Below are 14,246 nucleotides of genomic sequence, written 5' to 3'. Positions count from 1 at the left end.
TGTCACAAACTGTCCAATTGAACAGTCTTCAGATTTTCCAGCAGAAAATGTATACGTGTAGGCATTGGTCAGTTTCCTGTACCTTGTCAATGATCTGCCACTCGATAGGCTCCTGTCCAGACATTAAAGTGAGATGCATCTGTGATATAATAAAATCGTATGGAAGATTCTCACCATTTTTGGAATTGATAATTGATCTTATGGAAGAAAAAATAACAATTGCAGAATTTAAAAAATCCCAAGTTTTCATTTAAAGATTACTTCACATTCCTCACCAAGCCTTAAAACAAATTTGCACAAACTTGGAATAATGATTAGGCTGCTAGGGATATTTCTTGCACTAGTGCTTGTCGCTGCTACTGTGCCCGCATCGTTTTCATACCAAGGAGATCAAAAGCCAGAGCCAGACCATGCCAAGTTCTCATTTAACGGATACTCTAACAGAACACAGCTCTCATTTAACGGATACTCAAACCAGACATTCACTGGATTCAACCAGACAAATCGCGGGCAGGAGATCTCGTATCTTCATGCATGAAATAAATTATCTCAGACAAGAACTTGCAAACATTATCAAGGACCAGAAAAAAGATGACAATAAAACAAAGTTACATCAGCTAAAGCCATTGGAACTACCTGTTTCAAATTCACGTCATGACATAAAGACGGGTAAAACATATCACAAATACAAGAGGATTGCATCTGGGGCATTGAAGAAACTAACAGACCATTTTCATAAATCAACTAACATATAGTATATGGTACAAGGTAATTCAGATGAACAAAAAATGCATAATCTGTGGCTGCAAGGACCACAGGCTTGTCGGGTGCATTACGCACAAGTCAAAAAAGTGTTCGTGCTACAATGAGACAGGCTACTAAAAATCCTAAAATTTGGCAACCAGTGACTGGGGTTATAAAAGGGTGGACGGTACGTGTTATGAAAATATGGACTTGCAAGACCACGACGAAAGCAGATTCAGTATGCTTTTTGAGGTATCTCCCAATCTAATGTGCACGCTTGACTCTGGAGGAATAATAACTGACATCAACAAAAGGGCGCTTGATTACATTGGGTATACAGAAGACGAGATTATTGGCAGGTCGTGCTTTGACTTTATTGAGCCCAGTTACAAAAAGGTGGCACTAGACGGGTTTGCACAGATGCAAAAGACCGGAGTGGGCCCGCTAATTGAGATACTGCTGATAAAAAAAGATGGAGCAAAGTTTTACGGCATGTGCAGCGGTGCAAGACTTGGAAAAAAAGAACCTCCAGAATACATCATTGCAATACAGGACATATCACGACTGTATGATACACTAAAAAAGCAGAAGAGGGCGAGATTCGGATAAAAGACCAGTATGCAGAATTAAAAAAGACACACGAGTCCCTTATACTGACAGAAAAAAAATACCGCAATCTGTATGATGGCTCGCCTGACATGCTACGCACCATTACAGCTGATGAAAAAATAATTGACTGCAATGACGCATATGCAAAAAACCTTGGATATACAAAAGAGGAGATCATAGGAAAACACAGGCAATTGATCACACTGCAGAAAAAAGTTATGATGAGCTGGCAAAATCAATTGCAGAGTGGAAAGAGAACGGCAAGATAATCAACAGGGAGATATGGATGAAAAGAAAGGACGGTTCTACATTTCCAACGCTGCTTAGCGGCACCAACATTTATGATGAGAAAGGAGTGCTGACTGGAAGGACAGTCGCATTAAGGGATATCACTGAAATCTATTACTCTAGAAAAAAGATAGAAGAAGACCAGGCAAAGCTAAGCGAACAGTACACGGCACTAAAAAATGCAGAGCTTACAAAGGACGAATTTTTGGCAATGGTCACACATGAACTAAAGACGCCCCTTGTTCCAATACAGGGCTACGTTGATCTGACACTTGCAGGAAAGTTCGGTCCTCTCACAACAACACAGCATGAAAGGCTTGAGATAGTAAAGTCAAGTACAGAGTCCATGCAAAAACTGATATCTGATCTGCTTGACGTGCAAAAGATAGAGATTGGACAGCTAAAACTCGACAAAAGTGCGCACAACCTGGCAGAGATCATCTCAAATACCATATCCAGCATAAAGCCGCTAACTGACAAAAATGGGATAGAGGTAACTACGTTACTCAAACACGATATCACATGCACATGCGACCATACCAGAATATCCCAGGTCATGACGAATCTCATACTTAACGCAATCAATTTTCTGCCCAAAGAAGGGCGGCAACATATCAATAACACTTGACAAGGAAGAAAGGTCCTACTCTATAGTTGTAAAGGACAACGGTACTGGAATTCAAAAAGACAAGCTGGACAAGATCTTTGTTAGGTTCTATCAGGTGGACACGTCAAACACAAGGGAGCACAAGGGCACAGGGCTTGGCCTGTCAATATGCAAGGGAATAGTGGAAGGACATGGCGGAAAGATTTGGGCAGAATCAAAAGGGATGGGACAGGGAACAGAGATTCACATACTGCTACCTGTCTGATACTTTAATACTTAATAGCAAGGAATTCCTTACTATAAGGTAAGGAAATGTCAGAGCTGAGTATAGGTTCAATTACTACCAAGGGCCAGATAACTATCCCAAAGGAGATCAGGACTTCGCTTGATCTAAAGGAAGGTGATAAAGTAATCTTTGCCATTGAGGACGGACAGGCAACAATAAAAAAGCTTCAAGGAAAGACTTCTGAATTTACGCAGGCAGAAACCGTGGAAAGAACAAGTATCAAATTCCAAAAGAGAATGCGTAAAGAATGGCAATAACTGCAATACTTGATACCAACATCTTATTGAATGCTAAGAATACTGGCGAACAGCATTCTATACACTCTTTGCAGGTATTGGATGCAGTTGAAAGATGGTTCCATACAAGCGATCATATCAGTAATCTCAATTGCGGAATTGTGTACAGAATACTATTCATCACGGAGACAAAAGGGGTAAAGAGGAACTGCTTTCCCATTTGATTTCTACCAAGGGTTTTGTAATTGCCGGGCTTGATGTGCCTATATCTGATGCAGCGGCAAGGATCCGTGCAGATACAGGTCTTAGATTGCCTGATGCTATCATAATTGCCACCGGACTTGCAAAAGGTGCACGATATCTTGTAACACACGACAAAGAGCTAAAGAAAGCTAGTCGATATCTTGAGACTATATCATCAAAAGATCTACTCAATAGGTTTAGGCGTGCCAAAAAGAAATAGCAGAAAAATTGCTTCAAATTATATGCAATACGGATAGCGATATCAAACTCTGTGACATTTATTTTAAATACAGTAACAGGTTATCTACTGTATATCAAAAATGACATCAAGCAATGGCACCTGCACAATAAGTTTTAAAACTGAAAGTGAAAAAGCAAAAGCGTTCTATGAATTGATACATTCAAAGTCACAATTCAGCGGCATTGGAAAAAATACGCTTGTCGTGCAAAAAAAAGACTGCAAGTTGCTCAAAAATAAGAATATAAAGTACGAACTTGTCGAATAGACAGTGCCTTATCTTAAGGTAGAAATTCTGCTTCCTCATTATTACAATAGTTCTGCTGGCAAACGCAAGAAAATAGAAGGCAAGAAATATTCAAAAACTTTTGAGGAGATTGTTGAAAGATTTGGCGGCTGCACAGTAGATAACTCGACTCTAATAGGCGGATGGACAGATCCCAATACGAAAAATAGGATCAGCGATGAAAACAGTACGTACTGGGTGGTCTGTGAGAAGACAAAAAAGAATGTAGAGTTTTTTCATAATTTAAAGAAAAAACTAAAGACAAGATTTGAACAAAAAGACATAATGATGTATTATGTAACTATAAACAAGTTCTAATAGGCTGCACCTTATTTGAAAGAATGCATCAGTCATGTACCTTAAACTTTATTTGCCCATTTGTACAACCAAGAGTATGAAGATTATTCCAGTGATGTTATCAATATTGCTTGCAGGTTCCATGTTAGGTTATGGAATGCATGCATCAGCCCAGACCCCCTGCACCGCATCACAACCGTGTGCACCAATCTGCGGTGACCATGTATGTGCACCAGGCGAGACTCCTGGGTCAGCCACGACAGGCTCTAATGCAAAATCAGTTTCACAGAGCACAAACCAGACAAGTAACTCCAAGCATTGCAACACAGGTGAATCTATCGGCAAACGCAACAGTTGCCAAGACTACAAATGGAACAAAAAATAATGCAAACGGCACATCACCCAAAGAAAATATGGCAATGGGACAAATGCAACAGCCAAGTCATCAAATGGTACCATGATTAGTACAATGCCAAGTGGAACCATGACAAACAGTACCATGCGAAATGGTACCATGACAACAGGTTCAATGAATTCAGGTTCAATGGCAAGCAAGTTACCATCGCCAGGAGCTCAAGTCGCTGCAGGAGCCCAGCCAACAAACGTCAAGTGTCCTTCAGGATTTTACTTGGTGATAAACAACTCTAACTCGCGTCCTGCATGTGTAACGCAAAATACCATGTCAGTGCTTGAGGCAAGAGGCTGGGGCCATGCAGCACCCTAGATTTTTAAAAGTATGGACTTGTTAATTTTATTTTGAAGCACAACAACGCTTGCAAGTGTAATGCCAAACACAAGCCCTGATACTATTCCAAACTCTGGCGCTGCAAAGACTTCAAGAAATAGCGAGCTTGGTGATACAATCGCATTGGGGCTGACCCCATTTGACTGGAGACATGCCTTTGATTGCTCCATGATCGAATATGGCTGTGCAACTTCAGGGTCAGATATTAGGTAGCTGTGCAGTTCCTGGTCCGTCGCACTTGGATTCAGCGAGAGATATGAATTCAGATCACTGTCTATCTTGGCTACAGATGACTTGTAGATTGTCTCCTCCAGTGGAAGGTTGGAACTATTGCAGTAATAATTTCCGTCAGTATCAAACGCAGCCCATGCAGGACTGGAAGATGCCACAAGCAGCATCACGCACCCAAGTATGGCAAACTTCATTGCATCCCAGTATGCATGAAACAAATTAAATTTTTCCACAGAATCATATTTGAAATTCATTCTATATGTAGCAAAACTGATTATGTCCAGAGAATATGAGAGTAATATGAAAAAAGACCCTAGAATACTTCTCAAGGTAAAACCATTTGACTGGGGTCGAGGTACACACAAGACAAGCAAAGAGATAGACAAGATTCTATACGGATCCAAATGATATTTTTGGGGTTTTGTCAAATCAACGGTTGATAATGCCAAGGTGATGGTATCATAATATGGCAATTCAATCAAAACATCTATTGGATCCCTTAGTGGCAAGAATCTAGTTGTGAAGTCTGACATTACGATAATTGGTGCGGGAATTTTAGGAACTTCGCTTGGATATTTCCTATCCCATGTGACAGACAAGAAAGTTCTGGTACTAGAACAAGCACCAGAGGTTGCATTCCATACCAGTTCAAGAAACACCGGCAAAGGTTCACGCGCCGTTTCTCTACGACCCACAAAAAAAGAGGCTATTTGCAAAAGCCGCAGCACTAGGGTTTGAGATGTGGGAGACGTACGCAAAACAAAAGAGTTTGCCGTTCAAAAAAGACGGAGTCTTGGAAGTGTCACTTGACGAGCAGGGAACAAAGAGGCTTGAAAAGTATCTGTCATGGGGAGAGCAGAACGGATTAAAAAAAGACGAAATGAAATTTTTAGACAGCTCCGAGGTGTCAAGACAAGAGCCTGAGGTGCACTGCCAAAAGGCAATACTTTGTACCAAGGACGCATCAGTAGACTTTGGCAAGTTTACCAAATCTCTGATGGAGGACGCAAAGCAAAGCGGTGCAAGTTTTTTGCTAAACACAAGAGCTGAGAAAATACAGGACAAAAAAGAATTTCTTGAGATTAAAACAAATTCTGGTACCATACAGACAGACCATATCATAAACGCAGCAGGTGGAATGTCAATTGATATTGCTCATGCAATGGGTACTGCACAAGATCTCACAGACATTCACTTTCGCGGAGAATACTGGCAGGCTGACAAAATCTACAGCAACCTAACCCGAGTCTCAGTATATTCTGTCCCAAAACATCCCGAGTATCCATTCCTGGATCCGCACTGGATTGTGCGACATGACGGACGATGTGAGGTAGGGCCAAATGCAGTGCCGGTCTTCAGTCCATACGGGTATAATTTCACAGAAAACATCAAAGAGTTTCCGTCAAAGATTGTCGAGATGCTGTCGTCTGGCGCAGCAAAGATGCTGTTTGATTCCCAGTTTCTCTCGCTTGCGACAAGCGAGTTTCTCTCTTCTGTATCAAAAAATGCAATGATAAATCGAGTAAGGGAGTTTCTCCCCAAGGTGATTCCGTCAAAATTCCATACCCGAGGCACTGCAGGGGTGAGAGCATCGGTAATTGACAGCTCAGGCAAGTTTGTCCCAGATGCGGTCATAAAAGAGGGAACAAAGTCAACTCACATCCTAAACTACAACTCGCCTGGCGCTACAGGTGCACTGCCGTTTGCAGTGTATGTAATTGAACAGATGCGCCAAAAGGGAATCATAAAGATACAGAACACAGGGTGCGGACCATGGGACTATGGCAAGGTGCTGGAATTTTTGAATGCAAATTAGGGAATTGTTCTAGATTTGTGTACTGATTTGGCAGTTACTATCTGACGATTTACTTTCAACTTTGCAAAATGGAAGAGTTGGGACAGTGCATGAAAAGCTTATCTGGAAACCGTTCATACTAGAAACGAATTGTCGTCTCCAAAAAGATATTCTATACGTCTAACGCGACATGCAAGATTACGGAGCCAACAACGTGATATATCTGAAAAACAAATTGAATCTATAATTAACAGTCCTATAGAAACAGTTTACGATCCAAGGGAAGATAACTACAAGAGCTACGGTTTAGCTATACATCCATACACCAAAAACCAAGCCTATCTACTCATAGTACATAGCAAGTTTAATACGGCAGTTTGGATTATTTCAGTAATGTGGACAACAAAAGGAATATTGAAAAGATATGGTTTTAGCACAATATGATCCATTGGCAAATGCAATATACGTGAAATTTGCAAAAGGTAAACAACGAATTACTAAAACCATACCATTGGGCAAGGGAACGTATCTAGATGTTGCAGAAAATGGACAGGCCTTTGGTCTAGAAATAATGCTTCCCAAGAAAAAATCTAGAGATATAGAAGAAATTTTACGCCATTCTGTAAAAGAAATAGAACTAGTGCAATAGCAGATATCATTCCTACAGTTCAGGTTATGCCGTAATGTAGATACAAACACAGCGTGCGGACCATGGGACTATGGCAATGTGCTGGAATTTTTGAATGCAAATCAGGAAATCACTTCATAACAAATCATTGAATTGATAGATTGTCATCTCTCACAATAGGATATCTACGCGTAGGAGTGCTTGCAAGTAGTTTAGGTATATGTGGCTTTGGTTGGTAACCGGAAACTAAATTAAAAGAGTGGATAGAGAGTTTGTTGATATCATGATTCTAGTCTGCATTCCGGCATACAATGAGGAAAAGATAATTGGAGATGTGGTAAAGCACTCGCTCCAATATGCAGACAAGGTAATTGTATGCGATGATGGCTCGACTGACGGTACTGCAAAAATTGCAAAGCAAAGTGGTGCGACAGTAATATCGCACAAAAAAAATGAAGGCTATGGCGCATCAATCATTACGCTATTTGACAGGGCAAGACAGGAAAATGCTGATACCATGGTGACAATTGATGGTGACGGGCAACACAATCCTGATCAAATTCCCCTCTTGCTTGATACACTAAAACAAAACAATGTAGATGTCGTAATCGGTTCAAGGTTTTTGAACAAAAGCTCTAGTACGCCAGGATACAGAAAACAAGGAATCAAAATAATAACATCGGCTGCAAACTTTGGAGCTGACTTTAAGGTAAGCGATGCCCAGTCGGGATTTCGCGCATATTCAAAGCAGGCAATAGAGTCAATTCATCCAACAGAAACTGGCATGTCAGTATCAACTGAAATTTTGCTCAAGATATCAAACAAGGGATTGAGCCTGGCCGAAGTTCCAATCACGGTATCCTACAACGGCGACACGTCAACGCAAAGTCCTGTCCCGCATGGTGTCGCAGTACTGATGAATACTCTGAAGTTTATTTCAGTAAAACACCCGATTCCATTTTACGGGTTTCCCGGTATCGCACTAGTAATTGCAGGCTCTGTCATTGGCTACCAATTCCTGGATGCATATCTGAACAAGCAGGTAATCTTTTTGGGCTCGCTTATGGCAGCAATCATTTTATTTTTGGTTGGGACAATTTTATGCGTCACCGCAGTAATACTGTTTTCAATGGCAACACTCATGCGCGAAAGACAGTAACATTGCATAAAAAACGAGACTGACATGCTGTCGCCAAATCATGACAAGTTAACAGAACCGCAACATTAATGCGCGAGCGGCAGTAAGGAATCTTACATGGATCTGCCAAAAATGACCAAAATTGTAAAATCTATAATACCAGTTTATGGATTATTCATAATTGCGGCTCCCAGATTCAAAATAAAATGATCTTGGTACCAAAAGTGAATAAATCGTCCATTATGCTTATATATCTAAATTCGTGCAAAAATTACAATAACTATGTACAACAATCTATTACGAAAAATAACTAGTCTATCACTATTATCGATCCTACTTCTGAGCAGCGCTGCATTTGCATTGCCAAACGCAATGCCAGCAGCACACGCTCAAGTAGCTTCGCATCCTAACTTGTTTGTCTCTGCTGAAAATTCTCAGTGGAACAATTACTTTGCAGGTCCACAAGTGGTTCAAGTAATCGTATCTGATCCAAACATCAATCAATTGAATCAAGCATACGGTGAACCCGTGGTAACTGTCAACGGTAAGAGACTGAGAATGGCACAGGGTACAGACGGCAACTGGTATGGATACTTTGCTGATAGAAATCAAGCTGAATTTGCAGGTAAGACTGCACCAGTATCTGGTCAAGGTCTAAACTTTGGTTACTTCTGTGGTCCAACATCTGACGCATCAGGATTAAGAACTGGTTTGTCTTATACAGACACCAAGGGCTTTACTGTTGCAAGAGATGTATTCAACGGTAGTACTTCTGCACCACTATCACCATTTAGTTTGGCATCAGTTGGAACTCTTTCCAACTCTTGTACATTTAACAGTGATGCAGGTGCAACAACAGGTATCACAGCAGAAAACGTGATCAGAGAGAACAAGACTCTGAGCAATGTAGGTTTAACTGGCACCAATATTGGCAACGGCTTTGCCGCATCTAAACAATATGCAGATGCATGGCCAATTATCCAGCTATATGATTTCTCAGCAATTCCAACTCCAGTAACAGTTGACTATGCAGCAGCAGGTGGCGACCAAGTCGTCAACCTGACTTTTGATAGAATTCCTAGTAACTTGATCAGTGTTACCACGGATAGGACAGCTTATCCAGAAAACACACAAGTGTTCTTGACAATGAACGACCCACAGCTTAACGTAGACCCAACAGAGGAAGACTCTTGGACTTGGGGTGCAAATACCACAAATAGTACATTGTACTATATGGCATTTGACAGGAACGACAATCAACGCGCAGATGGTATAAAATCAGTAGCTAATGCCGTACCTGATGTCTTCAACGGAAAGATGCCAGGCGCGTCAGTAGGTGCGCCAGCTATGCAGAACTTGATTGGCAACCTGACACACTTCAACTTCAACCACAATGGACAGTTTACATTCAATCCAACAGCACAGTCTGTTAGAGTTGTAGACTTCCAGTCTAACGGCAAGCAAATCCTCAACAGCACTACAGACTCATCGTCTAACAGCAACAGAGGAAACCCAGCACACCTGAGAACCGAATCAATCGGTGTAGACTCTGAGCCAATCACCTTCATCGAGCAAGGTGGTGTGGATACAGGCGTCTTTGGTAACTGGGACGGCGCACATGTGTCAAACATTGTAACACTAAGTCCAGCAGAAGAAACTTCTATTGGACAGTCAATTCGAGGCCAGTCTGCCACCTTCAACTATAATTCTCTTGGAGGTAGCATCGTAGGCGGCTTTGCATTTGGTAGTATAACAATGACCGCAACAAACGGCACTTGGCCATCAGGTACAAGAATTCCAGTCACACTAACCGATATGGATGAGAACAAAAACTCAAAAGTTACCGAACATCTCAACGATTATGGTAGTAATGTAGACAGAGTGTCAACAATGAAGATTGGAACTCCATTCTCATTGAACGCTGGCAAGGAGACTGCCGCATTAGCTGCAACAGCAGCAAGCACAGAACCGGTCGGCGGAAACGGAACCACACTCTTTACAATTACACCTAGCAAAGTTGCAACAGCAGTAGATAATGCTGTAGATGAGTCCTTTAGCAACAGACCCGTATTCTCGTTTACCAACGGCACTGTCGTTGATATTCAGCCTACTGGTGCTCTAGTTGTTGATACGGGGGCTACCATGCAAACACTGTTGAATACTATCCACAACACCAACACGACCGGTACAACCGCATCAACAAGGTTCCACGGATTTAACTTCGTGAACTTTGACCTGAGAGGATTTACCAGCCTGAACGGTGCAACTGGAACTGATCCAACAGCAGTGCAGGTATTCCTGGCATACAATAGTACTGGCGGCGCCATCATAAACAGTGGCGGAGTTCCAGTTCAAAACTTGCATGCCATCTCTATTGCAAACGCTACTAACCTAGAGTCATTTGTCAATACCAATGCGACAAATGCTACAGGCCAAATCTTTGATGAGAGAATATTTAGCATCCCTGCAACTGCACGCATTGGATTTGTGTTCCAGTTTACAACATCTGGCACAACACTTCCAGTGATTAGCAAGGCAGGTAGCACAGTAACAACTGCTGGAATCCCGGCAGTAGCTGATATCTTCTCAATCGGTATCATAGGAGACGGTACTAACAACAATCAGAGAATAAACAACGCCATCTACAGATGGGAGCTTGAAGAGACCGGTGACAACACTGGTGTATTCGCTGGAACAACACAGTTCCTTATGCTCAACCAGTTGAACCTTCTCAACCCAAGTACCTATGCTAATTTGAGAACCATCAACCATGATGTGTTATTTGTAGCCATCCAAGATATGCTCCAGTCTGAGGCAAGCGCACCACAGGTAACCTATTTAGATTTAGGTGCCGACGGTGTCAACACACAGATATCTGCACAGCAGGATATCCCAACTCACTCTGGAACCGTATCATTTGACCAGAAGACATACAAGGTAGGAGACACTGTGACAGTTACAGTTAACGACCCAGACCTCAATACCAACAACGACCTCGTTGTAATCTATACCGCAGTAGCACCACCAATTTCTGGTGGAGCTATCGATGAGACCCAAACACCAGACGTAGCAACCGATACAATCGGTGCACGCGATCTTGGTACATATTCTGATGGCACAGCCATTGGAAGGCTCTTAGATATACAATTTGGTCAAGCAGATATCAGATGGACTGATGCAAACATCGCCGGTGTTAATGCTAATAAGGCAGCCTGCTTTGCTACAGAAAGCAATACAGGTACTGTACCAGGTGGATTTGCAACAAGTCTTTCAGCCTCAGGATTCTCACTAGTTGAGACTGCTGCAGGTTCAGGTATCTTCACAGGTACATTCGAAGTTCCAGATCATGTCTGCCAAGCAGGCACATCTGTAATAACCAACGGTCTGAACATCAAGGTCAACTATGTTGACTTTAGAGATGAATCAGGCAAATCGGTCGAAGTATCTGACAATGCTGGTATCAGAGGAAATACCGGTTCAGTAAAGTTGGACAAAGCAGTTTACCCAGTCCCATTCGGAGCACTGAATGTAGCAGGACTTGGTGGAGCTAACTTTGATACCTCTTCTGACTCAGGCAATATCGCAAAAGATGCTAGCCTGAACGGTATCTTCCCATTACACAGAGATCTGTCAGGCTCAGGACTAATTCCATCTACTGGTGGACTCGTAGGCCAACAATTGACATTGCCAGCAGGCACTGTCCTTGTACACGCAAGAGTCAATGACCCAGACTATACACTAGCTGCATCAGGTACTAACTTCATTGCAAGCGGTGTATGGTATGCAAACTCGCATACAAATGTGAATAACGGTCCAGTAGCCTTCCAGATCACACGACAAGGTCAATCAGTATTGTTAGCAACAGCAGGTGGTCCAGCCATCAGAGGCGGTCACATCATTAACTTGAACAGCACTCAGCTCCCGGCTCAAAATTCAACAGTCTGGGCACATGTATCAGACCTCGGTCCTATGACTGAGATCTCACCAGGTGCTGGTATCTTCCAAGCTGATTTGCCAATTGAGTTAACTGATGGTCCAGCCGGCACAGACTGCCCTGCAGTAACAAACTGGGATCAGTCAATCAATGGAACCGCTAAGTTCACAACAGCCCAGACTCCAAACAATAATGCTGGTGGCACTGCCTCCAGTCATCAAGGTGGAAGATTCTGGACACCGGCTCCATCTGGAAGCAACTACTGTGTAAGACAAGGAGATGTACTCACTGTAACATACTTTGATACAAGTGACGCATCAGGTCAAACACAAACTGTCACAGACTCTGCAACATTTGACTTAAGAAACGGTGTACTACAGTCTGACAAGTCTGTCTACATCATAGGTTCAGACATGATCTTAACCTTGGTAGAACCAGACTTTAACCTAGACTCACAAACTGCTGAGACAGTACCACTTGATCTAATCGAGTGGGACTCGCACGCATACAAGGGTACCATGGGTCCATTGGCCGATAAAGCAGCGGCCAGTTCGATCTTTGCATCCTTTGATGCCAAGCCCTCAACATTTGTAGAGACTGGTAAAGACACAGGCATCTTCCAATCAGTAATAAAGATCCCACAAAAACTGGGAACTACAATACTTGAGAGAGGAGAGCAAATCAACCTAGAATATACTGACTGGGGTCCAGCAGGAGCCAAGACAGTAGGTGCAAACAGCCAAGATATTGAGCTGACAATTTACACCTCCAACTTTGGCGCAACAGTTGAACTCGACCAGAAGGTATACACTTGGACTGATATGGTCTACATTACCGTAGTCGCACCAGATCACAACTTTGATCCAAACCTGATTGACACTATCGGAAACAATGGCGGAGAAGACCAGGTAATTGTCTCAACTAGAGGCAACCAGATCTTCTACAAGCTATCTGAAACCGGAGTAGACACAGGTATCTTCACTGGATATGTCATCCTCACCGGCGATAAGAACCTCAAGGGAATCGGCGGTGTTGATGGCGAAGGAACCGAACCAACAGGATTAATTGGAACCGGAGCCACTGGCTCTTGCAACCAATCAACACCTTGTGGTCCAACAGATGGATTCCTCCCAGCAGAAGACTCTGACGGTGTATCAGTATCGTTTGAATTCACAAGAGATCAAACAGTTACTGGTTCCGCACTAATCAGATGGAACATCGGTGAAGTCTCATGGTTACAGGCAAGCTACCCAGCTAATGGTCAAGGAGTATTGCAGATCGTAGACCCAGACATGAACCTCAATCCAAAGGCAGTCGATAAATTCGACACCAACGTGTGGTCTGACTCTGATTCAGGTGGAATCAAACTCACCATGACAGAGACTGGCCAGGATACCGGTATCTTCCAAGGTACGGTATACTTTACAACCAACTTCCAGTCATCTGGTAACAGGTTGCACGTTTCACAAGGTGATACAGTAACAGGCGAGTACGATGATAGAACATTGCCTCCGCCATACACCACGGCTGATGACTTGCGCATGACCGCGACAACATTCATTGGTACAGTTGTGCCTCCACTCGAAAGAGCGCCGGCCAGCAACCCAAGAGTAGTTGACTCGTTTGGCAACGCAATCAACGGTACCGTAAAGACAGGCCAGCAAGTCCAAGTGACTGCTGATTTGGCTAACGGACAAAACACCGACCAGCCATTTGCATATCTTGTACAAATACAGGATAGCAACGGTGTGACAGTGTCACTCTCATGGATCACAGGTACACTATCTGCAGGTCAATCACTCAACCCGGCCCAGTCTTGGACTCCGTCAGCAGCTGGCTCATACACTGCTCAAATCTTTGTATGGCAGAGCATTGACAATCCAAACGCACTGTCGCCACCATTGAGTTTACCGATCACAGTACAGTAGACTAGAGAAACCA

19 protein-coding genes are annotated in these 14,246 nt (G+C 42.8%); 18 read left to right on the top strand and 1 reads right to left on the bottom strand.

Annotated elements, in window-relative coordinates:
• Nucleotides 1–310: 310 nt before the first annotated feature.
• The 12 genes from DYY67_RS09585 (at nucleotide 311) to DYY67_RS09530 (ending at nucleotide 4,558) form a co-directional block, all read left to right on the top strand.
• The gene (locus DYY67_RS09585; RefSeq protein ID WP_166392645.1) at nucleotides 311–538 is read left to right on the top strand and encodes a hypothetical protein; all 228 of its coding nucleotides are present in this window, start codon (nucleotides 311–313) and stop codon (nucleotides 536–538) included.
• Nucleotides 531–755: a hypothetical protein gene (locus DYY67_RS09580; RefSeq protein ID WP_166392644.1), complete on the top strand. Its 225-nt coding sequence runs from the start codon at nucleotides 531–533 to the stop codon at nucleotides 753–755. Before DYY67_RS09585 ends, DYY67_RS09580 begins: the two co-directional genes overlap by 8 nt.
• A gap of 139 nt (nucleotides 756–894) precedes the next feature.
• On the top strand, nucleotides 895–1,353 hold the full coding sequence (locus DYY67_RS09575) for a PAS domain-containing protein (RefSeq protein ID WP_166392643.1): 459 nt from the start codon (nucleotides 895–897) through the stop codon (nucleotides 1,351–1,353).
• The gene (locus DYY67_RS09570) at nucleotides 1,344–1,622 is read left to right on the top strand and encodes a PAS domain S-box protein (protein ID WP_320416049.1); all 279 of its coding nucleotides are present in this window, start codon (nucleotides 1,344–1,346) and stop codon (nucleotides 1,620–1,622) included. Before DYY67_RS09575 ends, DYY67_RS09570 begins: the two co-directional genes overlap by 10 nt.
• Nucleotides 1,511–2,269, top strand: a complete 759-nt coding sequence (locus DYY67_RS09565; RefSeq protein ID WP_320416048.1) for a PAS domain-containing sensor histidine kinase — start codon at nucleotides 1,511–1,513, stop codon at nucleotides 2,267–2,269. The genes DYY67_RS09570 and DYY67_RS09565 overlap by 112 nt, the downstream gene beginning before the upstream one ends.
• The gene (locus DYY67_RS09560) at nucleotides 2,205–2,513 is read left to right on the top strand and encodes an ATP-binding protein (RefSeq protein WP_166392647.1); all 309 of its coding nucleotides are present in this window, start codon (nucleotides 2,205–2,207) and stop codon (nucleotides 2,511–2,513) included. Before DYY67_RS09565 ends, DYY67_RS09560 begins: the two co-directional genes overlap by 65 nt.
• A 47-nt stretch (nucleotides 2,514–2,560) precedes the next feature.
• Nucleotides 2,561–2,791: an AbrB/MazE/SpoVT family DNA-binding domain-containing protein gene (locus DYY67_RS09555; protein WP_166392640.1), complete on the top strand. Its 231-nt coding sequence runs from the start codon at nucleotides 2,561–2,563 to the stop codon at nucleotides 2,789–2,791.
• Between the two features lie 130 nt (nucleotides 2,792–2,921).
• The gene (locus tag DYY67_RS09550; RefSeq protein WP_255493122.1) at nucleotides 2,922–3,233 is read left to right on the top strand and encodes a type II toxin-antitoxin system VapC family toxin; all 312 of its coding nucleotides are present in this window, start codon (nucleotides 2,922–2,924) and stop codon (nucleotides 3,231–3,233) included.
• A gap of 100 nt (nucleotides 3,234–3,333) precedes the next feature.
• Nucleotides 3,334–3,519 carry a hypothetical protein gene (locus DYY67_RS09545; protein ID WP_166391517.1) on the top strand — a complete coding sequence of 62 codons (186 nt, stop codon included), beginning with the start codon at nucleotides 3,334–3,336 and terminating at the stop codon, nucleotides 3,517–3,519.
• A gap of 3 nt (nucleotides 3,520–3,522) precedes the next feature.
• On the top strand, nucleotides 3,523–3,855 hold the full coding sequence (locus DYY67_RS09540) for a hypothetical protein (RefSeq protein ID WP_166392638.1): 333 nt from the start codon (nucleotides 3,523–3,525) through the stop codon (nucleotides 3,853–3,855).
• Between the two features lie 76 nt (nucleotides 3,856–3,931).
• A complete protein-coding gene (locus DYY67_RS09535; RefSeq protein ID WP_166392637.1) occupies nucleotides 3,932–4,219 on the top strand; it encodes a hypothetical protein in 288 nt (95 codons plus the stop codon).
• Between the two features lie 72 nt (nucleotides 4,220–4,291).
• Nucleotides 4,292–4,558, top strand: coding sequence for a hypothetical protein (locus DYY67_RS09530; protein WP_166392636.1), 267 nt, complete (start codon nucleotides 4,292–4,294; stop codon nucleotides 4,556–4,558).
• Here DYY67_RS09530 and DYY67_RS09525 read toward each other — a convergent pair.
• The gene (locus tag DYY67_RS09525; protein ID WP_218584716.1) at nucleotides 4,555–5,064 is read right to left on the bottom strand and encodes a hypothetical protein; all 510 of its coding nucleotides are present in this window, start codon (nucleotides 5,062–5,064) and stop codon (nucleotides 4,555–4,557) included. The two genes, DYY67_RS09530 and DYY67_RS09525, sit on opposite strands and share 4 nt — an antisense overlap.
• A 265-nt stretch (nucleotides 5,065–5,329) precedes the next feature.
• Between DYY67_RS09525 and DYY67_RS11725 the strand changes: the two genes are divergently transcribed.
• From DYY67_RS11725 to DYY67_RS09500, 6 genes are all read left to right on the top strand, one after another.
• A complete protein-coding gene (locus DYY67_RS11725; protein ID WP_320416047.1) occupies nucleotides 5,330–5,548 on the top strand; it encodes an FAD-dependent oxidoreductase in 219 nt (72 codons plus the stop codon).
• Nucleotides 5,442–6,626, top strand: coding sequence for an NAD(P)/FAD-dependent oxidoreductase (locus tag DYY67_RS09520; RefSeq protein ID WP_255493121.1), 1,185 nt, complete (start codon nucleotides 5,442–5,444; stop codon nucleotides 6,624–6,626). Before DYY67_RS11725 ends, DYY67_RS09520 begins: the two co-directional genes overlap by 107 nt.
• Nucleotides 6,627–6,755: 129 nt before the next feature.
• A complete protein-coding gene (locus DYY67_RS11950) occupies nucleotides 6,756–7,049 on the top strand; it encodes a DUF4258 domain-containing protein (RefSeq protein WP_166392635.1) in 294 nt (97 codons plus the stop codon).
• Nucleotides 7,030–7,254, top strand: a complete 225-nt coding sequence (locus tag DYY67_RS09510; protein WP_166392634.1) for a DUF2283 domain-containing protein — start codon at nucleotides 7,030–7,032, stop codon at nucleotides 7,252–7,254. The genes DYY67_RS11950 and DYY67_RS09510 overlap by 20 nt, the downstream gene beginning before the upstream one ends.
• A 238-nt stretch (nucleotides 7,255–7,492) precedes the next feature.
• Nucleotides 7,493–8,392 (top strand): glycosyltransferase family 2 protein, encoded by a 900-nt coding sequence (locus tag DYY67_RS09505; RefSeq protein ID WP_320416046.1) that lies wholly within the window; start codon nucleotides 7,493–7,495, stop codon nucleotides 8,390–8,392.
• Between the two features lie 261 nt (nucleotides 8,393–8,653).
• A complete protein-coding gene (locus tag DYY67_RS09500) occupies nucleotides 8,654–14,233 on the top strand; it encodes a hypothetical protein (RefSeq protein ID WP_166392633.1) in 5,580 nt (1,859 codons plus the stop codon).
• Nucleotides 14,234–14,246 lie beyond the last annotated feature (13 nt).

The organism is Candidatus Nitrosotalea sp. TS (assembly GCF_011319465.1).
Lineage (GTDB): Archaea > Thermoproteota > Nitrososphaeria > Nitrososphaerales > Nitrosopumilaceae > Nitrosotalea.
Note: the sequence above shows the minus strand (reverse complement) of the source record. Positions and strands in the feature narration are given on the sequence as shown.

Excerpts from the sequence above, each read along its gene's own strand:
- DYY67_RS09585 (WP_166392645.1), top strand. The coding sequence starts at position 311 with ATGATTAGGCTGCTAGGGATATTTCTTGCACTAGTGCTTGTCGCTGCT.
- DYY67_RS09580 (WP_166392644.1), top strand. The coding sequence starts at position 531 with ATGCATGAAATAAATTATCTCAGACAAGAACTTGCAAACATTATCAAG.
- DYY67_RS09555 (WP_166392640.1), top strand. The coding sequence starts at position 2,561 with ATGTCAGAGCTGAGTATAGGTTCAATTACTACCAAGGGCCAGATAACT.
- DYY67_RS09545 (WP_166391517.1), top strand. The coding sequence starts at position 3,334 with ATGACATCAAGCAATGGCACCTGCACAATAAGTTTTAAAACTGAAAGT.
- DYY67_RS09535 (WP_166392637.1), top strand. The coding sequence starts at position 3,932 with ATGAAGATTATTCCAGTGATGTTATCAATATTGCTTGCAGGTTCCATG.
- DYY67_RS09530 (WP_166392636.1), top strand. The coding sequence starts at position 4,292 with ATGATTAGTACAATGCCAAGTGGAACCATGACAAACAGTACCATGCGA.
- DYY67_RS09525 (WP_218584716.1), bottom strand. The coding sequence starts at position 5,064 with ATGAATTTCAAATATGATTCTGTGGAAAAATTTAATTTGTTTCATGCA.
- DYY67_RS09510 (WP_166392634.1), top strand. The coding sequence starts at position 7,030 with ATGGTTTTAGCACAATATGATCCATTGGCAAATGCAATATACGTGAAA.
- DYY67_RS09500 (WP_166392633.1), top strand. The coding sequence starts at position 8,654 with ATGTACAACAATCTATTACGAAAAATAACTAGTCTATCACTATTATCG.